Here is a 19558-nt window from a genome sequence, read left to right on the forward strand (position 1 = left end):
GGATGGCGCGCGTCACCCTACGCGCCCACCCCTTCAAGTCTAAACAGACAAGTGAGCCTGCTCCGAACCCGAGAGGCAACGCACCGTCGACCATTCGTCATCCCGCCAACACCCATCGCCCGGGCAGTCACACCATCAGCGGTAACGACTCATCTTGAGAGACGTGCACTGATGAACATCAACATCACCACCCTGTTGTTGACCAGTTTGCTGGCAGCAACAGGCACCACTTACGCAGCCTCCGGCGATCACACCGACGCGACCGATACCGGTTCCTGGTATCGCGGCAGCTCAATCATGACCCCCAACAACTATCCGGACCAACCCTCTGGTCGATATACCCCTGAACGGGGCACAGGCGGAGACGGATCGTCCAGAGAGGGCAATGGTGGAAATGCCGGTGCCAGCGGCTCGGGTGCAGGCGGCGGCACGGGAGCTGCTGGTGGGGGAACCGGCGGTGCGGGAGGCGGGACTGGCAGCTGGACACGTAGAAGCAGCCAATGAGGTGAAATCGTCGGCAGCTTTCTATTGAGTGCACTTAACGTAACAGCCCTGAACTCCGAGGGTATCGGCGCTCATCGACCCGCCGTGACCACTGGAGCATGGATAGCGACCGGCTCGGCTTTTTTACCAATCTGCGACAACGGCGTCACGGTGTAGCCCGCCTGAATCCTGTTCACCGTCGCATAGTCAACCATCCCGCCGACGTCGGTGCGACCGACGACCCAGACAAAGGACGTGGACGCCGGCAAATGATTCAGCCCGGCCGGCACCGTTCCTGTCCATCCCGGTGGCGTCACCAGAAACTCACCGGCCTGTGTGCCCGTCGCATACCCACCCGGCGAGACGAGAACATCGCTCCACATGTCGAGCATCGGCAACACGTATAAACGCCCGGCGGTGTCCGGCGCGGTAATCACGAGCGGCTCCTGGGTCAAATCGAGCCAGGCAATGGAATACAACGTGTCGACGTTCGACTGCACCACCTCTTTGAAATCTTCGGATGGGTACTGCGGCACAGTCACAAAGGCGTTGGCTTCTTGCGGCGTGACTTTCGATTGAGCCTGGCTGACCTGCGGCCAAACAATGGAAACTGCGAGGGTTAAAGCAACGGCTGTCAATGCTCGAGTTATCAACATTTTGGCGATCGTCCGTGCTGTGGGGAGCCCCGCCGGGTTCGGCAGGGCTACCGGAACTCTAGACGATGAAAACAGACGGATCTGACAGGTAGACAGACGGACAAGCGACTGTTGCAGGGCTGAAACAACCCACAAAGTGTCTCAACGGTCTGAGCGCATCAACGCCTCCACACCGCCCTCAAGCGACAACACGGCCGAACGGTTTCGACCCGAATGCTTGGCCTGATAAAGCGCCGCATCCGCTCGTTCGATGAACAGTTCGATGCTGTCTCGCCCGGTCGGCACGAACGCGTAACAGCCAAGACTGACCGTCACATATCCCGTGGGTGAACCGTTGTGGGTGATGTTCTTGTCCATGACGCTGCGGCGGATCTGTTCGGCAATCACCAACGCACCGTGAATGTCGGTGTCAGGCAGCAGCACCGCAAACTCCTCGCCGCCATAACGCACCGCCAGGTCTGCTTTGCGGTGGCAGCAACCCTTGACCGCACGCGCCACTTCCGCCAGGCAGTGGTCCCCTGCGACGTGGCCGTAAGCATCGTTGTAGCGTTTGAAGTAATCGATATCGAGCATGATCAGGCTCAGCGAACTCGACTGCCGGGCGCCTCGGCCAAACTCGATGTCCAGCGCCTGCTCGAACAGTCGGCGATTGGCCAGGCCCGTCAGGCTGTCATGAGTCGCGATCAGCTTCAGTGCTTCCTTGGCCTTGCGCAAATCGGCCTCGACCCGCACGCCGACGCGCACCTGGCGAACGAACACCCAACCGAACAGACCGACACCCAGCACCACCAGGGCAACGATGACGCAGGATTGAAATGCGGTGTCGTACCAATCCTTGAGAATCGAATCCCTGGACGATGCCGCCGAGACCACCAGCGGATAGGCGTCGAGTTGACGGTAGCCATACAAACGTACAACCCCATCGATCACCGAGCTGATCATCGCGTTGCCGGCGGGCGCGTTGGGCAAGAGCTTATGAAAGATTTCGCCCTTGGCCAGGGACGTGCCGATCTGTGATTCCACAAATGGCCTTCGTGCCAGCAACGTGCCGTCGGTCAGCGCCAAAAACATCGAGCCGTTGTCATCGATGCTGAAGCTTTTGAAGAACTGATCGAAATAGGCCATTTTGATTCCGGCCAACACCACGCCCTGGAAGTTGCCGTTCTTGTCGTTCACCCGTTTGGAGAGCGGAATGATCCACTCTCCATTTTCCCGACTGCGAACCGCCGGCCCTATGTGCGCGAGGGTGGATGCGTTCTGCTGGTGGAACGTGAAGTACTCTCGATCCGACACGCCCGGACCGCGGGTCAAATCATCGAACGACGTCACGACCCACTGCCCTTGCTTGTCGAACAGAAATATCCCGTGCAATTGGTCGAGCGCCTGCGCCCGCCGGGCAAAGGTTTTCTGCAACCGTGGCTTTTGGGCCGCGCCGTAGCCATCGACCTGAATCCAGTCCACCAGACTGGTCAACACCAGGTCGGCCTTCATGAAAGTGTCTTCGGCCTGCTGTGCCATGGCGCGAGCCAGGTTCGAAGACGCGACTTGCGCCACGTCCAGCGCGTGGCGCCGCGATTGCTCCAGTTGCAGATAAAGCAGACCACAGAGACACAGGCACACCGTCGCGATAAACAGCACCGCTGCCTTGAGCAGAGATAACCGTTTCAAAGCGCCGCCAGGAGTTTGCTGCGGGTCTTGCGTGAGGATAGGCAAAAGCTCGTCCTGTAAGGGCAAGGCATGGGCAAAGGCCCAAAGCCCTTAATTTTTGTGAGCTTAGTCTACCCGCTAGTGTGGGGCAATTGTCCTTTGGCCAGCCGCCGCATCGCACTGTGCAAATGCGCCCGAGCACTTTCGGCATCGCCCAGGCGCATTTGCTCGTAGGCCCGCCGGGCAATGTCGTGGGGTACCGGTTTGAGTTCGCGCTGGGTCGCCATGGCTATCAGTTGCACTTGCGCGGCACGCTCCAGGTAGTACAAATCATCCCAGGCTTCGGCGATGGTCGGCCCCGCGACAATCACCCCGTGGTTCTTGAGGAACAGGATGTCAGCGTTGCCCATGACACTGGCGATCCGGTCGCCTTCGGATTCATCGAGGGCCAGGCCGTTGTAGTTTTCGTCCACCGCCGTGCGGCCGTAAAATTTCAGCGCCGTCTGGCCCAGCCACAAAAGCGGCGGACCTTGCAGCAAGCACAACGCCGTGGCGTGAGGCATGTGAGTGTGGAACGCCACTTTCACCCTCGGCAGCTGTTTGTGCAGTCGGGCATGGATGTAAAACGCAGTCGCCTCGGGCTGCCCTTCGCCGTCCACGACATTGCCGTGGAAGTCGCACACCAGCAGATTCTGCGCCGTCACCTCGGCGAATGCGTACCCGTAGGGATTCACAAAAAACAGATCATCCCGACCCGGCACCATCGCCGAAAAATGGTTACAGATGCCCTCCTCCAGGCCATGCAGCGCAGCCAGTTGAAAACACGCAGCCAACTCGGTGCGGGCGGTGATGACGGCATGTGAATCGAGGTTGAGATCGGCATAACGCGCGGAACGCGAACCGCCTGCAAGGGTGTGTGCCATGACGCGGTCTCCGTGTTTTGTTACCAGCCGAGGGATGTGAATAAAGGCACGACCTGATCCAGCGTGCTCAATATCTCATCGGGTCGGTAATCCGCCAGCAATTGCCGACCGGTGCCACGGTCAATCCATACACAACGAAAGTGCATGTCTCGGGCGGCGGTGTGATCCAGTGTCGGGCTGGCGCAGATGTGCACTACTTGATCTCGACTGACACCGAGCTGCTCATGAGCGTAGTCAAACAGGCGCGGATTCGGCTTGTAGGCCCCGGCCTGTTGCGCAGTGATGACTCGATCGATATGCCCCCCGAGTTGCGCGACGTTGCCGGCGATGATGTCGTCGTCGGTATTGGAGACGATGCACAGTTTGAAACCCATTGCCTTGAGTTTCGCGAGGGTCTCGATCACCTCAGGGAACGGCGGCATCCGCGGAATCGCGCCGGCCAACCGCTGACTGTCTTCGGGCCGACTCGTCAGCCCCAACTCCTCCAGGGCGAGCTGCAACCCGAGCGTACTCAGTTGGCGAAACGAACGATGCGGTGGAGTCTGCTCCAGCCGATGTTCATGCCGGTCGTAGACCTCGATGAGGCGATCGGCTTCAACGCTGTGGTCGCCCTTGTCGTGCAGGATGTCGGCGACCACGGCCTTGAGGCCTTCATCCCACTGGATCAACGTGCCGTAACAATCGAAGGTTAGCCATTCGGGACGCGGGGTATTTTCGAGTGTCATGTTTGTATCCTCTGAAGGGTGATCTTCAGATTACGAGCCGCTAGTGATAGTGTGAAATTAAATTAATATCGACTAGTCAGTAGAAAATCAAATATCAAGGAGATCGCCATGCTTGATCTTGAATTGCTCAAGACCTTCGTCTGCGTGGTCGATGAAGGCAGCTTCACCCGCGCTGCCGAACGCGTGCACCGAACCCAATCCACGGTGAGCCAACAGGTTCGCAAGCTGGAAGTTTTGGTCGGTCATTCCCTGCTCCTGCGTGACCGAACTGGCCAGAACGTCACCGTCACCGAGCATGGCGAACTGCTGATTCACTATGCCCGACGCTTGTTGGCCCTGTCCTCTGAAGCCGTTGAAGCCTTGGCCAGCGACCTGGATCTGGAGATCCTGCGCATCGGCGTACCGGAGGACTTTGATGCGCGGCGTATGACGCTGATCCTTGCCGGTTTCAATCGCGCCCGCCCGCACGCCCGGCTGGAAACCGTCAGCGGCATGAGCACGGATCTGAAGCAGAAACTCGCATCGGGTGAGATCGACATCGCCTTGGTCAAACGCGAACCGGACAGCGGACCGTGCTGGGCGGCGTGGCCGGAAGTGCTGGTGTGGGTCAAAGGCGCGGGGGTGGACTCGGCCAACGGCGTGTTGCCATTGGCGTTGTTTCCGCAAGGGTGCATTTATCGGCAGCGGGCAATCCGCTTGCTGGACGTGGCACAGCGCCCCTGGCGCGTGGCGTTTGGCAGCCATAGCTTGACCGGTATCCAGGCGGCCGTCGCTTCGGGGCTGGGGGTGTCCATGCTGCCGGCTTCGGCGGTGTTGCCGGAACACAGCGTGTGCACCGATCTGCCGGAGTTGCCACCGACGGAGCTGGCGTTGATCAGCCGCGAGGGCGCGTTGACCGGGTTGCAGCGGGATTTGGTGGAGTTTTTGCGGGAGGAGTTGGCGGTCTTGGGCAATTGAGTGTGAATAGAAATGATTTGTCACGCTTGTGTCGCTGACATGACGCAGGGCAAAGCGCGGATAGCAGTGAAGGAGCTACGATTACTCTTACATCACGACAGGGAATCGAAATGAGTAAGGCAGACGAACTCGCGGCGAAGTTGAAACAGACCCGGTCTACCAGCGCAGATCAGATGATCGACAGTTGGCCCGGCCAAGTCTACGAGTTATATGAGCAGATCGAGGCGTGGCTGAAGCCGCTGACTGAGGTAGGCCTGATTCTGCGACGCAATCCGACACATGTCTTCGAGTGCGATTCAGAGGGTGCGACTTTCGATTACGCGATCGACCAGCTTCTGATCGAAGGCAATGAGCACGGCATCACCTTCGACCCTGTTGCACGCTTCACTGAAGATGGCGCTGGGCGTGTCGAGATTCACTCGATGGGTAAAGAACTCGCGCTGTTGCGCACAGTGGACGCGGATGGCGAGACACATTGGTGGTTGCAGGTGATTGAGCAGGCCGGACAGCAACTGGATGCGGTTGCGTTGACGGAGAACAATTTCCTTTCGGTGGTGCAGGAAGGTCTGCAGCTTTAACACCCAGACGAACAACGAAGACAGATCACCCACACCGGAAAGGGGACGGACTTACTATCAAGTCCAATCCCCTACTGCCGCGCCGGTCCCGCCGCCACCACCGATCCCACCGCCGAATGCAAATCCAGCACTGGCATCGGCGACGGCCGATTCAGCGCCCGCAACACCGGCGCATCGTAGCCATACACATCAGGCTTGAACGCCACTCGCCCGTCGCTGCCCAAATCCACGGTCCAGTACGCCAGCAACACCGGCACTTTCACCGGAAGCCGAATGTTCTCGGTCTTGCCGCTGGCCAACTGCTTTTGAATACCTTCGCTGTTCCACCGGACCGGGTCGTTGAACAACAATTCCACAAGCTGCAGCGGATTCTCTACCCGAATGCAGCCCGAGCTGGTCGCGCGGATGGTTTTGGCAAACAACTCGCGGTGCGGTGTGTCGTGGAGGTAAATCGCATAGTCGTTGGGAAAGCGGATCACCACCCGGCCCAGCGAACTGTCAGGCCCGGCGTCCTGGCGCAACGTGAGGCCGCGTGGATTGGTCCAGTCCACACTCGATGGATCGAGCACATTGCCTTCGCGATCAAGCACTCGAATGCGATTGGCGGCGAGGTAGCCGGGGTTGCTCTGGATCTTCGGCAACACATCCTCCTTGAGGATCGTCGGCGGCACTGTCCAGGTCGGGTTAAACGTGATGTAGGTAATCTGCGCCTGGAAGACTGGCGTATTGCGCGCCGCTTTACCGACCTGCACCCGGGATCGCCAGATCGGCACGCCATCGCGGTACATCGCCACCTTGTAGCCGGCGATATCAACGATGACGAATGTGCCCTGGAGTTTGTAGAGCAGCCAACGTGCGCGCTCCATGTTCACGCGGACCTGGTCGATGCGCGCATCAACGGGCACGTTCAGCGCTGCCAGTGTTGTCGCCCCTGCCATGCCGTCCGCACTCAGGTATTGCTCGTTCTGATACTTTTTCACCGCGGCGGTGACGGCGCCGTCGTACTGGGTGCCGCGGATCAATCGCGGATCGAGAAAACCGGCCGCGACCATCCTCGCGCGCAATTGCGCGACCGCCGGTTCGTCCATGCCGGGTTTGAGCGAATGGTCGACAATCACTTTCGGCCAGCCGCCCCGGTCCCGAATGCCGCGCAATTGCGCCAGGGCCTGACGCAAACCGACGTACACCGCTTCTTGCGGCGGTGCCTGGGCAAAAGCCTTGGCCACGTCGTGATTGTCGAGTGCGGCGAAGAAAGCATTGAAGTCGTCACGTGGATCGACGCCATTCGAATCAAAATTCCAGTGAATGTCGAGCCGCGAAGGGTCGACCTTGCCCCGCCGCAACTGCAGCAGCGCGGTGATAAACGTATGCGTGGTCGCCAAATCGAAAGCCGCCCGCTGCTCGGGCGTCACCGGTGTCGTATGCATCGTGGTTTGTGACCGGACCAATTCATCGATATGAAAGTCCGCCGGGGTCAAGCCGTCGGCCTCAGTCGCGTTCAGGCTGGCGATCAATTGCGCGACATCGCTGTCATTGGTCCACGCCGCGCGATAGGCACGATGGGTATAAAAATCCATGACCAGACGGCTGACATCCACTCGACGATTGCGTGGTGCGGTCAGCAGCGGAGGAAAAGCGGTTTTCAGCGGTTCAAGCGTGGCCTGAATCGCTTGACCGACGTTATCATCCGCTCCAGCCTCGATAATGGAGGTAGGCGCATTTAGCGGCTCAATCGACGACGTTTGCCCAAGTGCTGTGCCGCTTATCAGAAAGCCCATAAAAAATACGCGGCTTATGACGAATAACCTTGTTAAAAGCACCATGAATAATCCTTAATCCCCCGCATTCAACGCCCGGCTGGCAACGCACTGCTAGACTCGAACTTAACATGATGAGACATCTGTATGGCGCCACTACGTTTTGGCTATCTATTCTCGGCCCTGCTACTGACTGCAATGTCCGTACCGTCAGCCTACGCCGATTCGCTCGCGGCCGCCCTCATCAAAGCGGCCCCGAAAGCTAACGCCAACGTCATCAACCTCGCCGTTCGCGCCTCGCAATGCAGCATCGCTCAAGGCAAAGCGCCTGTCCAAAGACTTGCGGTTATTGATTATTCGCTGCCTTCGACCGAGCAACGTCTATGGGTGTTCGATTTAAAGAAGCGCAAGTTGCTGTTTCATGAACTGGTCGCCCATGGACGCAATAGCGGCGAAAACATGGCCGTCAACTTTTCCAACCAGAATGAAAGCTTCGCCACCAGCCTCGGGTTGTATCGCACCCAGCAGAGCTATGTCGGACAGAACGGTTACTCGCTACGCATGGAAGGCCTGGAGCCGGGTTTCAATGACAACGCGTTTGACCGTGCCATCGTGATTCATGGCGCGCCTTATGTGAGTCCGGTCCTGGCCCGTGCGAATGGACGTATTGGCAGAAGCCTCGGCTGCCCGGCGGTCAGACCCGCGGTTGCTCGTCGGCTGATTGATTCGATGAAGGGAGGCCAACTGTTGTTTTCCTACTATCCGGATCAGCGTTGGCTGAAGTCTTCTTCGTATATCAATTGTGGCAGCGGCACGGTGGCTGATACATCCGCGCCAAAAAAACACCTTTAAGAACAGGCGCCCGTCCAGTGGCGCCTCCCTCCTGCTTCACCGCGCCTACATCGGTGAAACTGTCAAAACTGTAATCTCAGCCTCAGCCTTCTGAAAGGCACCGCTCGTTAGCCTCATCGTCAAGCTAGCTCCAAGCTGACGGACAGGGAACACAACGGCATGCATTCGAACACTACAAGACGCACCTTCGTGAAAGGGCTGGCCGCAGGCGGACTGCTGGGTGGCCTCGGCTTATGGCGCACGCCGGTCTGGGCAATCACCAGCCCTGGCGAACCTCAGGTGTTGACGGGCATCGACTTCGATCTGTCGATCGGCGAAACCCCGGTCAACATCACCGGCAACCCGCGCACCGCCATGGCCATCAACGGCGGCATTCCCGGCCCGCTGCTGCGCTGGCGCGAAGGCGACACGGTGACGTTGCGGGTGAGGAACAAGCTCAAAGTCGACACGTCCATTCACTGGCACGGCATCTTGCTGCCGGCCAACATGGACGGCGTACCGGGCCTGAGTTTTCACGGCATCGAACCGGGCGGCCTGTACGTCTACCAATTCACAGTCCGGCAGAACGGCACCTACTGGTATCACAGCCATTCGGGCTTTCAGGAACAGTCCGGCGTTTACGGCCCGCTGGTCATCGATGCCAAGGAGCCAGAGCCATTCCAGTACGACCGCGATTACGTGGTGATGCTGACCGACTGGACCGACGAAACCGCCGTCAGCCTGATGAAGACGCTGAAAAAGCAGTCGGATTACTACAACTACAACAAGCGCACCGTGGGTGATTTCATCCATGACGTCAGCGAAAAAGGTTGGGGAGCCACCGTCGCGGATCGAACGATGTGGGCCGAGATGAAGATGAACCCCACGGACATCGCCGACGTCAGCGGCGCCACTTACACCTACCTGATGAACGGCCAGGCGCCGGACATGAACTGGACCGGTGTATTCCGCCCCGGCGAGAAGCTGCGTCTGCGGTTTATCAATGGCTCCGCCATGAGCTACTTCGACGTGCGCATCCCCGGGTTGAAAATGACGGTAGTCGCAGCCGACGGTTTGCACATCAAACCGGTGAGCGTCGACGAGTTTCGCATCGCAGTGGCAGAGACGTTTGACGTGATTGTCGAGCCGACCGAAGCGGCTTACACGCTGTTCGCGCAATCGATGGATCGCACGGGTTTTGCACGGGGTACGCTGGCAACGAAGCCAGGTTTGTTGGCGCCGATCCCGGCCTTGGACCCTCGTCCGTTAGTGACCATGGATGACATGGGCATGGGCGGCATGGACCACAGCAGCATGGGCGATATGGCGGGCATGGATCACAGCAGCATGGCCGGCATGCAGTCTCATCCAGAGACGGAAAAGGACAACCCGCTGGTGGACATGCAAGCCATGTCCACCTCGCCCAAGCTCGACGATCCCGGACTGGGCCTGCGCAACAACGGACGCCGAGTCCTGACCTATTCCGACCTGCGCAGCACCTTCGAAGACCCGGACGGCCGCGAACCCGGCCGCACCATTGAGCTGCACCTCACCGGTCACATGGAGAAATTCGCCTGGTCGTTCAACGGCGTGAAATTCGCGGAAGCCGAGCCGCTGCGCCTCAAGTACGGCGAGCGCGTCCGGATTGTGCTGGTCAACGACACGATGATGACCCACCCCATTCACCTGCACGGCATGTGGAGCGACCTCGAAGACGAGAATGGCGAGTTCATGGTGCGCAAACACACCATCGACATGCCGCCCGGCTCCCGGCGCAGCTATCGGGTCACCGCCGATGCGCTCGGCCGCTGGGCCTATCACTGCCATCTCCTGTACCACATGGAAATGGGCATGTTCCGTGAAGTTCGCGTGGAAGAATGAGGCGCATCCCATGACCCGATTGACTCCAATATCTTTAGCACTCGTGACCGCGGGCCTGACGCTCTCTTCGGCAATGGCCGCCACTGACGACATGCAGGGCATGGACCATAGCCAGATGACCGGCATGGACCACAGCCAGATGCAAAGCATGGATGACGGCCAGATGCAGCCCGCCGCGCCGACTGAAAGCCGCACGCCGATCCCGACGCTGACCGATGCCGACCGCGCCGCCGTGTATGCCAGCCCGACCGGCCACGGCGTGCATGACACCGCACTCAACTATTATTTCCTTGCCGACAAACTCGAATGGCAGGACGCGGACAACGGCAGCGTCCTGGCCTGGGATCTGTCAGGCTGGATCGGCGGTGACATCGACCGTCTGTGGCTGCGCTCCGAAGGCGAACGCACCAACGGCAAGACCGAAGACGCCGAAATCCAGGCCCTGTGGGGCCATGCGATCTCCCCATGGTGGGACGTGGTGAGTGGCGTGCGCCAGGATTTCAAACCCGGTGCCCCACAAACCTGGGCCGCCTTCGGTGTGCAAGGCATGGCGCTTTACAACTTTGAAACCGAAGCCACGGCCTTCATCGGTGAGGGCGGCCAAACCGCTGCACGACTGGAAGGCGACTACGACATCCTGTTGACCAATCGGCTGATTCTGCAGCCGACCGCCGAACTCAACTTTTACGGCAAAAACGATCCACAGCGGGGTATCGGCTCCGGCTTATCCAACACCGAGGCCGGCCTGCGGCTGCGCTACGAAATCCGCCGGGAGTTCGCGCCCTATATTGGCGTGACCTGGAACCGCACTTACGGCAAAACCGCCGATTACGCCAATGATGAAGGTGAGGATCGCAGCGAAGCGCGCCTGGTCCTCGGCGTTCGGCTGTGGTTTTAAACGCTTCAACTCAAAAAACCAAAAACCAACCGTTGAAAACGGTAAGAGGCCTCGCATGCGCATGATCAAAACCACCGTTGTTGCCCTGGGACTGCTGCTGAGCACATTCGCTCAAGCCCACCCGAAATTACTGTCCTCCACCCCCGCTGAAGGTGCAGTCGGCGCAGCACCCGCCAAAATCGAACTGCACTTTTCCGAAAATCTCATGACCCAGTTTTCCGGCGCGAAACTGGTCATGACCGAAATGCCCGGCATGGCCCACGCCCCCATGCCGATGAAAGCCAAAGTCTCCGGCGGCGGCGACCCGAAAACCATGGTTATCACCCCGCTTTCGCCACTGCCCATCGGCACCTACAAAGTCGAATGGCGCGCGGTGTCTTCGGACACTCACCCGATTACCGGCAATGTTACGTTCAAAGTGAAGTGATGAATGAGCGACTCGATCGGCATTGCCCTGCGGTTTGGCTTGTATGTGGATTTGATGCTGCTGTTGGGCTTGCCGCTGTTTGGGTTGTACAGCCTTAAAGGGCGGGAACGCGTGTCGGGCGCGGTGTTGCCGTTTCGGTTGATGCTGGCGGGAACGGCGGCGCTTGGGTTGCTATTGTCTATTGCGAGCATGGTAGTGATGGCGAGCGCCATGAGCGGTGAAACGGCCTTTGCCGAGTTACGTCCACACCTCGAGATGATGGTGTTGGAAACGGACATGGGCCTGGCGTGGGTCGTGCGTATCGTCGCACTGGTTGTTGGTGGATTGGCGGTGATGCTCAATCATCGTGCACCTGGCGTTGGCTTGCTGGTTGCGACGATTGCTGGCGGTATCGCCCTCGCCTCTCTCGCCTGGAACGGACATGGCGCGATGGATGAAGGCATCCGCCGTGTCTGGCATTTCACCACCGACATCCTGCACTTGCTGGCCGCAGGAGTGTGGCTGGGAGCGCTAGTGGCGCTTGCGTTGATGGCGAAAGCCAATGTTCTGCAAACCGAAGAGCGCATCCGGCTGCTGGCCCGCGCAGTGACAAGGTTTGAAGTGGTGGGCGCGTTGATTGTGGTCGTCATCACCGTCACGGGTGTTGTGAACTACCTCTTCATCGTTGGGCTGGAGCTTGATGACTTATTTCTAAGCACCTACGGGATTTTGCTGTTTATCAAAGTCACCTTGTTTGCAGGGATGCTGGTGCTCGCCGCGTTGAACCGGTTTCACCTTGGACCGTTTTTGCAGAGGTCGTTGCGCAACGGGCAGTATTGGGTAGCGGCGAATGCACTGCGGCGCAGTGTGGTGTTGGAGTTGGCTGCGGCCGTTCTGATTGTTGGGCTGGTGGCCTGGCTGGGGACGTTGAGTCCAGAGATGGAAATGGCCGCGGAGTAACGTAAAGGGCGCCACTTGATATAGATCAACGACAGCCCCCTACACAGGGCTACGCTCAAAATAACCCTCAGATCGGATACCAGACATGCACGGGCTCCGCACCCATCTACCGCTGCTGATCCGCCAAGTGCTCGCACTGTGGCTGTTAGCCTTTGCGGTAGCGGCGAGCCAGGGTTGTCTTAGCCTGCCCCCCCATGATCTGAACGCCGCCCATGAAATCACCAGCAGCGCTGGCCATGACAATAGTCATGAGCAGCATGCCAGCAGCTGCCTGCAATACTGCGAACACAGCGCCACAGCACTGCCCCCCGCACAGACCTTGCCCACCTTCGAACACGCCCTTTGGGCCGTCCTGTTTCTGCTGCCTGCGCTGATTCTGAGTGTCCGCTCCCAGACTCCGTTCGCGTTTCTCACCTTACACCGACCGGCGCCACCCCGGCCGCCAGCGCGCCTGCGCTTCGTTCGCTTCAACGATTAAAACCATTCTCCGAGCGTCCGGAGTTCCGGCCGCCCCTCCTTTGGCTTCGCCTCTTTAGCGCGGCTCAATAGTTCCTGTACGTCCCTGACTCACTGGAGATTGCCATGCATACGCACTTCAAAGCACTCGTCGCCGCACTGCTCATCAGTAGCCCATTGGTTGCTATGGCCGTCGAGGAGCATCAACCCGACACACCGCCAACCACACCGGCCACCGCCACCGCCGCCACCACCACGCAAAACAAGGCCATGAGCGAACAGATGGAAAAAATGCAGGCGGCCCACGAAAAAATGATCGCCGCCAAAACCCCGGCCGAACGCCAGGCCGCCATGCAAGAAGGCATGGCCACGATGAAGGACAGCATGGGCATGATGCACAACCATTGCCAAGGCATGGGCATGGGCATGGGCATGGGTATGGGTATGGGCAAAGGCATGTCCGGCGACAAGAACCACTCAGAACAGATGATGGACATGATGATGAAAATGATGGAACAGCAGTCGAGCATGATGAAGATGCCGATGGCGCAGTAACCGCCTGAAAGAAGCACTTGACCTTGCCATCGTGGCAAGGTCAACCATCGAACCCTGTCATCACACCACCGCCACTCATGGCGAAAGAGGTTTACGCAATGAACGGTACAGAATTGCAAGTCGAAGGCATGAGCTGCGGCAGTTGCGTCAAACACGTCAACGCGGCGTTGCTGCCATTGGCCGGGGTTGGTGAAGTGACTGTCGACCTGGCGTCTGGCCGGGTCAAAGTGACCGGGGACATCGACAGCAATGTCCTGTTATCGGCACTGAATGAGGCAGGGTATCCAGCAAGCGTGTTGAAGGGTGAACGCCCCCAAAGCATCGAGAAAAAGTCGGGGTGCGGCGGCTCCAGTTGCTGTTGTCACTGAGTCCGAACGGCCAGGATGACATCGAGGCCAGACCGCATTGTGCAAACACAACAATGGGCGCTCCCACAATGAGCGCCCTTTTTCGTCGTGGATAGCAGCCGGGAAACTGTTTCACTACACTCCACTTTTTCTAACCCACCCGGATAAAAGCCCGCCAAAAATGAAAACCATAAAATGCACAATGATGCTCGGTGGCCTGCTCGCTCTATCCTTCGGCGCTCAGGCACAGGACGGCCCTTCGCATCTGGACAGCATCATCCAGCAAAACCAACTGCGCGTGTGTACGACGGGCGACTACAAACCCTATACCTCCAAAGCCGAGAACGGCGAGTACTCGGGGATCGACATCGCCATGGCCCGCACATTGGCCGACAGCCTCGGCGTCAAGGTTGAGTGGGTGCAGACCACGTGGAAAACGCTGATGCCCGACATGCTGGCCGGCAAGTGCGACATCGGCGTCGGCGGCATCTCGGTCACCCTGGAACGCCAGAAAAAAGCCTTCTTCAGCACCACACTGGATGTCGACGGCAAAATCCCGTTAGTGCGCTGCGAAGATCAGGCCCTGTACCAGACCGTCGAACAAATCAACCAGCCTTCGGTTCGCTTGGTTGAACCGGCCGGTGGCACCAACGAAGCGTTTGTCCACGCGTTTCTGCCCAAGGCGCAATTGAGCCTTCACGACAACGTGACGATCTTTCAGGAGCTGCTGGATAAAAGGGCTGACGTGATGATTACCGATGCGTCGGAAGCGTTGTATCAGCAGAAACTTAAACCCGGGTTGTGCGCGGTTAACCCGAGCCAGTTCATGCAGTACGGCGAGAAGGCTTACTTGCTGCCCCGCGATGACATGACCTGGAAGTTATACGTCGACCAATGGCTGCACCTGGCCAAGGTGACAGGTAACTATCAGAAAGTCCTGAGCGAGTGGATAGCAACGCCCGCCCCCAAATAACCGCCACACATCGTTCCACGCAAGCGCTGGCGAAGCCGCGTCCAGCTGAGAAACAGTCCCTCATTCAGCACTCGCGGTACATCAGGTAACAACGCGCCCCGACGGAAACATCTTCCGTCGGGGGCATTACGCCTTAGTCGTCGCGGAGCAACCCTGAGCTGTACTCGCTGAAATTGCTACCGATAGCGCTTCCGCCAAGGTTCAACTTGTTGGCGCCATGGCCGTCGAACGATTGGCAGCCATCTGAAAAACAGGTGCTGGTGCTGACGCCTGAGCAGGCGCTTAACAGCAAGGCACTGGTGATCATCATGACTTTGAAGAGATTTGAGATCATCTTTCAGGTTCCTGGGGGGCTGGAAGCGTGGCAGTTCGACTACGCCTCATCCTAGGACGCTATTTCGTCAGACATTATGAAACTTGGCTGGGCGACAGGATTGGTTCAGCCAAGGCGGTTTCTTGAGGCAAAAAAGGCGCTCTGTTCTGCTGCAACGCCACCCCAGTAAGACTCGTCTCCACCTCAAAAGCCCATTCCTGATAAACTCTCCCACCTCCCACCTCCCAGCCCCATCGATTCCAGACCCCCAATGCCCCCAATCACCGCCACACCCGCCCCGCTCTCCCGCCGTTTCTCCGTGGCGCCGATGATGGATTGGACTGACCGCCACTGCCGTTTTTTCCTACGTCTATTATCGAAAAACGCCCTCCTCTACACCGAAATGGTCACCACCGGCGCGCTCCTCAATGGCGATCACGAACGCTTCCTCCGTCACAACGAAGCCGAACACCCGTTGGCCCTGCAACTCGGCGGCAGCGTTCCTCTAGACTTGGCCGCCTGCGCCCGTATGGCTCAGGACCACGGTTACGACGAGGTGAATCTGAATGTCGGCTGTCCGAGTGATCGAGTGCAGAACAATATGATCGGCGCGTGCCTGATGGGGCATCCGCAGTTGGTGGCGGATTGTGTGAAGGCGATGCGCGATGCTGTGTCGATTCCGGTGACGGTGAAGCACCGGATCGGGATTAATGGGCGGGACAGTTACGAGGAGTTGTGTGATTTCGTCGGGACGGTTCGGGATGCCGGGTGCACGAGTTTTACGGTGCATGCGCGGATTGCGATTCTGGAGGGCTTATCGCCGAAAGAGAACCGTGACATTCCGCCCCTGCGTTATGACGTGGCGGCGCGGTTGAAGGCGGACTTTCCGGAGCTGGAGATTGTTCTTAACGGCGGGATCAAGACGCTGGAGGCCTGTCACGCGCATTTGCAAACGTTTGACGGTGTGATGTTGGGCCGTGAGGCGTATCACAATCCTTATGTGATGGCTGAGGTGGATCAGCAATTGTTCGGCAGTACGGCGCCGGTGATTAGCCGGGCGGAGGCGCTGGCGAAGTTGCGGCCTTATATAGCGGCGCATATTGATGCGGGCGGTTCGATGCACCATATCACCCGGCACGTGCTGGGGCTGGGCACCGGGTTCCCGGGGGCACGCAAGTTTCGGCAGTTGTTGTCGGTGGATATCCACAAGGCTAAAGAGCCTTTGGCGTTGCTGGATCAGGCAGCTGAGTTGCTTGAAGGGCGTTAATCCGTTTTATCTTTTAAATACCAGGCTGGTGGGTCCGCAGCCTGGTTCACGTGTCAGAGCGCTGCTGCTTCAGTCCAATTAACCCAACCGAATGCCCATGTGGCCAGGATCACCAGACCGAATGCAATTCGGTAACAGGCGAACGCGGCGTAGCTGTGGCTGGCGATAAACTTGAGCAAGCCGCGCACGGCGATCATGGCGAAAAAGAACGCGGTGACGAAGCCCAAGGTGAAGACTGGCAGGTCGCCAGCCTGGAACAGATCCCGATATTTGTAGCCTGAGTAGACGGCGGCACCGACCATGGTTGGCATGGCCAGGAAGAACGAGAACTCGGTGGCTGCCTTGCGCGACAGTCCAAATAGCAACCCACCGATAATGGTCGATCCTGAGCGTGAGGTGCCCGGTATCATCGCCAGGCATTGAGCGAACCCGACCTTTAACGCGTCGGTCCAACGCATGTCGTCAACATGGTCGACATACACCCTATGTTCCCGCCGCTCAGCCCACAACATAACGATACCGCCCACTACCAATGCCACCGCCACGGTGATTGGATTGAACAGATATTCGTGAATCTTATCGGCGAACAATACACCTAATACAACGGCAGGCATAAAGCTGATCAATAAGTTCAAGGTAAACCGTTGCGCATTACGTTGGGTTGGCAAGCCTGTGACGATCTCGAGGATCTTGCGCCGAAACTCCCAGACCACGGCCAGGATCGCCCCAAGTTGAATGATGATATTAAAAGCCATGGCACGCTCACCGCCGAAGCCGAGCAGGTCCGCGACAATGATTTGGTGCCCTGTACTTGATATGGGTAAAAACTCTGTCAGCCCTTCCACCACGCCTAAAATCAATACCGTTACGGTAGTCCAAAAATCCATTAACCCCCCTCATCTACAAAAGCAAAACTGCTGACGAACTGACGATTTTATCGCCAACGAGTCAGTAAAACGCATTCAGCCCTGCATTAAAACTCAACGTTAATAATTGTCCATGAATGTCACCATCAACCCGAACGTTACATAACAAGAAATATCAGCCAGTTCCAAACAAAACACATACTAAAACCGGCACTTAAAGCAGCCTAGTTCTGGTAACTCATTAGGCCTCCATAAAAATCCAACTAAGGCAGCTTCAACCGCCCACCCAAGCTTATTGAACTGGAAAAGCGGGACATTGCGCGAAAAGATGGCACAATGATGCCTATTTGCCACTGTGCATGCCAAGCATCAGGGGCACAAAGGATCTCGCCAGATTGCTCAACAATGTTAAAAAAATTGTGACACCTGCTTGAAAACCCGGGAAATGTTACCAATTGTCAGTCACAAATGAGAATTGGTGCTTTAACATCCAAATGTCAGCACCCAGCCGAGTCAAAGCATGATGCTTACAGGGAAATTAACGAATACCAGCCACAGCCACACAAAGGAGGTGACGGGTATTCTCACCATTGGGCGGACCCATAGTTTAGCTGAGGGTTTCAGGGCATTAGTTGCAAGCTATGTAGCGCATGATATACCCGTTGACACTATGTGCTTCAACAACTTGTTTAGAAAAAATAAGGGTTCCCATTCATACCGTGCAGTATTCATTGTCATTGACAGCCCTCAGGCGTTTGATGAAAGCATCGCCCTGGTGGAAAATATGCGTGCCGATAACCAGGCCCTTATTATCTTTGTAGCCATCACCGGCAAAGGCACCTACAACAAGATGAGATACTATCTTGCCGGCGCCGACCACTGCATTAAATTCAGTACGCTTCCTGAAGATAACCCGGACGTACTTTCCGAGTTTTTCAATAGCGCAGAATGGCATAAGCAACACAGTTTGCTCTTGGACCCCACGCGTATGTGCCTGATTGGAGACTATAAAAAACTGGATGTTTCGTTTCCGGAAATGAAAATTCTGGAAGCCTTTGCCGAAACAAAAAATCAAATACTGAGCCATGATGAAATCGCCAGAATCATGGGTCTGAATATAACGTTTTATGACCCAAGGGCCTTGGAAAAATCTATCAGCCGCCTGCGCGGCAAGATAAAAGGCATGTATGGCACCAACGCCATTCAAAGTATTCGTGGGCATGGATATCGTCTCGTCAGGGGTCTCATCTCGACCGCCTGATGATTAATATGCAGGGAGTTATTGCATTATGAACGCAACGATGAGCGCGTCACACATCTATCGTGCGAGTCATTATCTGTCTCGACAATTGATCCTCACTCGTGATGACTGCCCATTTGGCAGCGAGATCAGAATACAGTTTGACGACAGTCCGGCTCAGCCAGCCCATGCATCTTTTGCGGCATCCATGCAGCAGATGAGCGGCATCTACAGTGAAGTGCTCATGCAGACCCGGTTGATTGCCTTTTCGCTGAAAGACCATAATATATCCAGCAAAAACAAATACTTAAGTCGTAGATTTGTCTGCGTCGGACAATCAGACCTCGCCGATTCAGCACTCGCGGAAGAGTTGGTACAGTCCAGCGACGCCCTGCACAACTTTGGTCAGACGCTGGTTATCGCTTTCAATGAACTGCCTCTTTCGGCGGTCAGTTTCAGTGAAAAAAAGAAGATTCTCAACAATGTGTATCTGTTGAAAGACCACGGCATAGAAATCGCGTTCGATGGTTACAACATCGACAATGAAAGTATCGAGATCTTTACAACCCTGAATCTTTTCGACTATATCAAGATCCCTCTTTCAACCCTAGACTTAAGCCTTAAACTCACGGGCAACCCCGAATTATTCAATCGTCTCCACGAACGCATGACCATGCTGACCCACACCACTAAAGTCGCCTTCATAGCTGACAGAGTGGAGCATGCCGCGAGCCATATACTGGCGCGCGCGCTGCCGTTTGAATACTTTCAAGGGAGCCATTACTCCCCTGCCGACAACCTTTTGAATTAAAAACTGAGTATGCCCTTCAGGAGAGAGA

22 protein-coding genes are annotated in these 19558 nt (G+C 57.3%); 15 read left to right on the plus strand and 7 right to left on the minus strand.

Annotation, left to right across the window (positions count from 1 at the left end; translation table 11 throughout):
* Positions 1 to 171: 171 nt before the first annotated feature.
* A complete protein-coding gene (locus JIO00_RS19420; RefSeq protein WP_234452907.1) occupies positions 172 to 504 on the plus strand; it encodes a hypothetical protein in 333 nt (110 codons plus the stop codon).
* 71 nt (positions 505 to 575) lie between these two features.
* On the opposite strand, the gene JIO00_RS19425 is transcribed toward JIO00_RS19420, so the two are convergent.
* From JIO00_RS19425 to JIO00_RS19440, 4 genes are all read right to left on the minus strand, one after another.
* On the minus strand, positions 576 to 1139 hold the full coding sequence (locus tag JIO00_RS19425) for a DUF1254 domain-containing protein (protein ID WP_200666663.1): 564 nt from the start codon (positions 1137 to 1139) through the stop codon (positions 576 to 578).
* 141 nt (positions 1140 to 1280) lie between these two features.
* Positions 1281 to 2852 (minus strand): sensor domain-containing diguanylate cyclase, encoded by a 1572-nt coding sequence (locus tag JIO00_RS19430; RefSeq protein ID WP_154912795.1) that lies wholly within the window; start codon positions 2850 to 2852, stop codon positions 1281 to 1283.
* Between the two features lie 65 nt (positions 2853 to 2917).
* Positions 2918 to 3709 (minus strand): aldolase, encoded by a 792-nt coding sequence (locus JIO00_RS19435; protein WP_200666665.1) that lies wholly within the window; start codon positions 3707 to 3709, stop codon positions 2918 to 2920.
* A 20-nt stretch (positions 3710 to 3729) separates the two neighbouring features.
* Positions 3730 to 4434: a haloacid dehalogenase type II gene (locus JIO00_RS19440; protein WP_010456096.1), complete on the minus strand. Its 705-nt coding sequence runs from the start codon at positions 4432 to 4434 to the stop codon at positions 3730 to 3732.
* Between the two features lie 108 nt (positions 4435 to 4542).
* On the opposite strand from JIO00_RS19440, the gene JIO00_RS19445 reads away from it, so the two are divergent.
* Together JIO00_RS19445 and JIO00_RS19450 are read left to right on the plus strand one after the other, a co-directional pair.
* On the plus strand, positions 4543 to 5391 hold the full coding sequence (locus JIO00_RS19445; protein ID WP_200666667.1) for a LysR substrate-binding domain-containing protein: 849 nt from the start codon (positions 4543 to 4545) through the stop codon (positions 5389 to 5391).
* A gap of 110 nt (positions 5392 to 5501) precedes the next feature.
* Positions 5502 to 5969 carry a hypothetical protein gene (locus tag JIO00_RS19450; RefSeq protein ID WP_200666669.1) on the plus strand — a complete coding sequence of 156 codons (468 nt, stop codon included), beginning with the start codon at positions 5502 to 5504 and terminating at the stop codon, positions 5967 to 5969.
* Between the two features lie 71 nt (positions 5970 to 6040).
* Here JIO00_RS19450 and JIO00_RS19455 read toward each other — a convergent pair whose 3' ends face one another.
* Positions 6041 to 7792 carry a L,D-transpeptidase family protein gene (locus JIO00_RS19455; protein ID WP_200666671.1) on the minus strand — a complete coding sequence of 584 codons (1752 nt, stop codon included), beginning with the start codon at positions 7790 to 7792 and terminating at the stop codon, positions 6041 to 6043.
* A gap of 81 nt (positions 7793 to 7873) precedes the next feature.
* Here JIO00_RS19455 and JIO00_RS19460 point away from each other — a divergent pair, with 81 nt between their 5' ends.
* From JIO00_RS19460 to JIO00_RS19500, 9 genes are all read left to right on the plus strand, one after another.
* Positions 7874 to 8578 (plus strand): murein L,D-transpeptidase catalytic domain family protein, encoded by a 705-nt coding sequence (locus JIO00_RS19460; RefSeq protein WP_010456104.1) that lies wholly within the window; start codon positions 7874 to 7876, stop codon positions 8576 to 8578.
* Between the two features lie 159 nt (positions 8579 to 8737).
* Entirely contained in the window at positions 8738 to 10438 is a 1701-nt protein-coding gene (locus JIO00_RS19465) for a copper resistance system multicopper oxidase (RefSeq protein ID WP_200666673.1), read from the plus strand.
* Between the two features lie 10 nt (positions 10439 to 10448).
* Entirely contained in the window at positions 10449 to 11336 is an 888-nt protein-coding gene (locus JIO00_RS19470) for a copper resistance protein B (RefSeq protein WP_042932716.1), read from the plus strand.
* Between the two features lie 55 nt (positions 11337 to 11391).
* Positions 11392 to 11763, plus strand: a complete 372-nt coding sequence (copC, locus tag JIO00_RS19475) for a copper homeostasis periplasmic binding protein CopC (RefSeq protein WP_010456110.1) — start codon at positions 11392 to 11394, stop codon at positions 11761 to 11763.
* 3 nt (positions 11764 to 11766) lie between these two features.
* On the plus strand, positions 11767 to 12702 hold the full coding sequence (gene copD, locus JIO00_RS19480) for a copper homeostasis membrane protein CopD (RefSeq protein WP_200666675.1): 936 nt from the start codon (positions 11767 to 11769) through the stop codon (positions 12700 to 12702).
* 85 nt (positions 12703 to 12787) lie between these two features.
* Positions 12788 to 13180 (plus strand): hypothetical protein, encoded by a 393-nt coding sequence (locus tag JIO00_RS19485; RefSeq protein WP_083376260.1) that lies wholly within the window; start codon positions 12788 to 12790, stop codon positions 13178 to 13180.
* Between the two features lie 104 nt (positions 13181 to 13284).
* Positions 13285 to 13713, plus strand: a complete 429-nt coding sequence (locus tag JIO00_RS19490) for a hypothetical protein (protein WP_200666677.1) — start codon at positions 13285 to 13287, stop codon at positions 13711 to 13713.
* Positions 13714 to 13811: 98 nt separating this feature from the next.
* On the plus strand, positions 13812 to 14081 hold the full coding sequence (locus JIO00_RS19495; protein ID WP_200666679.1) for a heavy-metal-associated domain-containing protein: 270 nt from the start codon (positions 13812 to 13814) through the stop codon (positions 14079 to 14081).
* Positions 14082 to 14241: 160 nt separating this feature from the next.
* Positions 14242 to 15033, plus strand: a complete 792-nt coding sequence (locus JIO00_RS19500) for a transporter substrate-binding domain-containing protein (RefSeq protein WP_042932713.1) — start codon at positions 14242 to 14244, stop codon at positions 15031 to 15033.
* Between the two features lie 133 nt (positions 15034 to 15166).
* Here JIO00_RS19500 and JIO00_RS19505 read toward each other — a convergent pair whose 3' ends face one another.
* Positions 15167 to 15367: a hypothetical protein gene (locus JIO00_RS19505; RefSeq protein ID WP_077750262.1), complete on the minus strand. Its 201-nt coding sequence runs from the start codon at positions 15365 to 15367 to the stop codon at positions 15167 to 15169.
* A 250-nt stretch (positions 15368 to 15617) separates the two neighbouring features.
* On the opposite strand from JIO00_RS19505, the gene dusA reads away from it, so the two are divergent.
* Positions 15618 to 16613 (plus strand): tRNA dihydrouridine(20/20a) synthase DusA, encoded by a 996-nt coding sequence (dusA, locus tag JIO00_RS19510; protein ID WP_200666681.1) that lies wholly within the window; start codon positions 15618 to 15620, stop codon positions 16611 to 16613.
* Positions 16614 to 16666: 53 nt separating this feature from the next.
* Here dusA and JIO00_RS19515 read toward each other — a convergent pair whose 3' ends face one another.
* The gene (locus JIO00_RS19515; protein WP_077748253.1) at positions 16667 to 17500 is read right to left on the minus strand and encodes an undecaprenyl-diphosphate phosphatase; all 834 of its coding nucleotides are present in this window, start codon (positions 17498 to 17500) and stop codon (positions 16667 to 16669) included.
* A gap of 499 nt (positions 17501 to 17999) precedes the next feature.
* Here JIO00_RS19515 and JIO00_RS19520 point away from each other — a divergent pair, with 499 nt between their 5' ends.
* Both JIO00_RS19520 and JIO00_RS19525 read left to right on the plus strand, forming a co-directional pair.
* The gene (locus JIO00_RS19520; RefSeq protein WP_200666683.1) at positions 18000 to 18740 is read left to right on the plus strand and encodes a winged helix-turn-helix domain-containing protein; all 741 of its coding nucleotides are present in this window, start codon (positions 18000 to 18002) and stop codon (positions 18738 to 18740) included.
* 28 nt (positions 18741 to 18768) lie between these two features.
* Positions 18769 to 19530, plus strand: coding sequence for an EAL domain-containing protein (locus JIO00_RS19525; protein WP_172791368.1), 762 nt, complete (start codon positions 18769 to 18771; stop codon positions 19528 to 19530).
* Positions 19531 to 19558: the final 28 nt, after the last annotated feature.

It is taken from the genome of Pseudomonas sp. SW-3, assembly GCF_016615645.1.
GTDB classification, from domain to species: domain Bacteria; phylum Pseudomonadota; class Gammaproteobacteria; order Pseudomonadales; family Pseudomonadaceae; genus Aquipseudomonas; species Aquipseudomonas mandelii.

Excerpts from the sequence above, each read along its gene's own strand:
- JIO00_RS19450 (WP_200666669.1), top strand. The coding sequence starts at position 5,502 with ATGAGTAAGGCAGACGAACTCGCGGCGAAGTTGAAACAGACCCGGTCT.
- JIO00_RS19460 (WP_010456104.1), top strand. The coding sequence starts at position 7,874 with ATGGCGCCACTACGTTTTGGCTATCTATTCTCGGCCCTGCTACTGACT.
- JIO00_RS19445 (WP_200666667.1), top strand. The coding sequence starts at position 4,543 with ATGCTTGATCTTGAATTGCTCAAGACCTTCGTCTGCGTGGTCGATGAA.
- JIO00_RS19525 (WP_172791368.1), top strand. The coding sequence starts at position 18,769 with ATGAACGCAACGATGAGCGCGTCACACATCTATCGTGCGAGTCATTAT.
- JIO00_RS19505 (WP_077750262.1), bottom strand. The coding sequence starts at position 15,367 with ATGATCTCAAATCTCTTCAAAGTCATGATGATCACCAGTGCCTTGCTG.
- JIO00_RS19455 (WP_200666671.1), bottom strand. The coding sequence starts at position 7,792 with ATGGTGCTTTTAACAAGGTTATTCGTCATAAGCCGCGTATTTTTTATG.
- dusA (WP_200666681.1), top strand. The coding sequence starts at position 15,618 with ATGCCCCCAATCACCGCCACACCCGCCCCGCTCTCCCGCCGTTTCTCC.
- JIO00_RS19470 (WP_042932716.1), top strand. The coding sequence starts at position 10,449 with ATGACCCGATTGACTCCAATATCTTTAGCACTCGTGACCGCGGGCCTG.
- JIO00_RS19500 (WP_042932713.1), top strand. The coding sequence starts at position 14,242 with ATGAAAACCATAAAATGCACAATGATGCTCGGTGGCCTGCTCGCTCTA.
- JIO00_RS19515 (WP_077748253.1), bottom strand. The coding sequence starts at position 17,500 with ATGGATTTTTGGACTACCGTAACGGTATTGATTTTAGGCGTGGTGGAA.
- copC (WP_010456110.1), top strand. The coding sequence starts at position 11,392 with ATGCGCATGATCAAAACCACCGTTGTTGCCCTGGGACTGCTGCTGAGC.
- JIO00_RS19425 (WP_200666663.1), bottom strand. The coding sequence starts at position 1,139 with ATGTTGATAACTCGAGCATTGACAGCCGTTGCTTTAACCCTCGCAGTT.
- JIO00_RS19420 (WP_234452907.1), top strand. The coding sequence starts at position 172 with ATGAACATCAACATCACCACCCTGTTGTTGACCAGTTTGCTGGCAGCA.
- JIO00_RS19490 (WP_200666677.1), top strand. The coding sequence starts at position 13,285 with ATGCATACGCACTTCAAAGCACTCGTCGCCGCACTGCTCATCAGTAGC.
- JIO00_RS19520 (WP_200666683.1), top strand. The coding sequence starts at position 18,000 with ATGATGCTTACAGGGAAATTAACGAATACCAGCCACAGCCACACAAAG.
- JIO00_RS19495 (WP_200666679.1), top strand. The coding sequence starts at position 13,812 with ATGAACGGTACAGAATTGCAAGTCGAAGGCATGAGCTGCGGCAGTTGC.
- JIO00_RS19440 (WP_010456096.1), bottom strand. The coding sequence starts at position 4,434 with ATGACACTCGAAAATACCCCGCGTCCCGAATGGCTAACCTTCGATTGT.
- copD (WP_200666675.1), top strand. The coding sequence starts at position 11,767 with ATGAGCGACTCGATCGGCATTGCCCTGCGGTTTGGCTTGTATGTGGAT.
- JIO00_RS19485 (WP_083376260.1), top strand. The coding sequence starts at position 12,788 with ATGCACGGGCTCCGCACCCATCTACCGCTGCTGATCCGCCAAGTGCTC.
- JIO00_RS19465 (WP_200666673.1), top strand. The coding sequence starts at position 8,738 with ATGCATTCGAACACTACAAGACGCACCTTCGTGAAAGGGCTGGCCGCA.
- JIO00_RS19435 (WP_200666665.1), bottom strand. The coding sequence starts at position 3,709 with ATGGCACACACCCTTGCAGGCGGTTCGCGTTCCGCGCGTTATGCCGAT.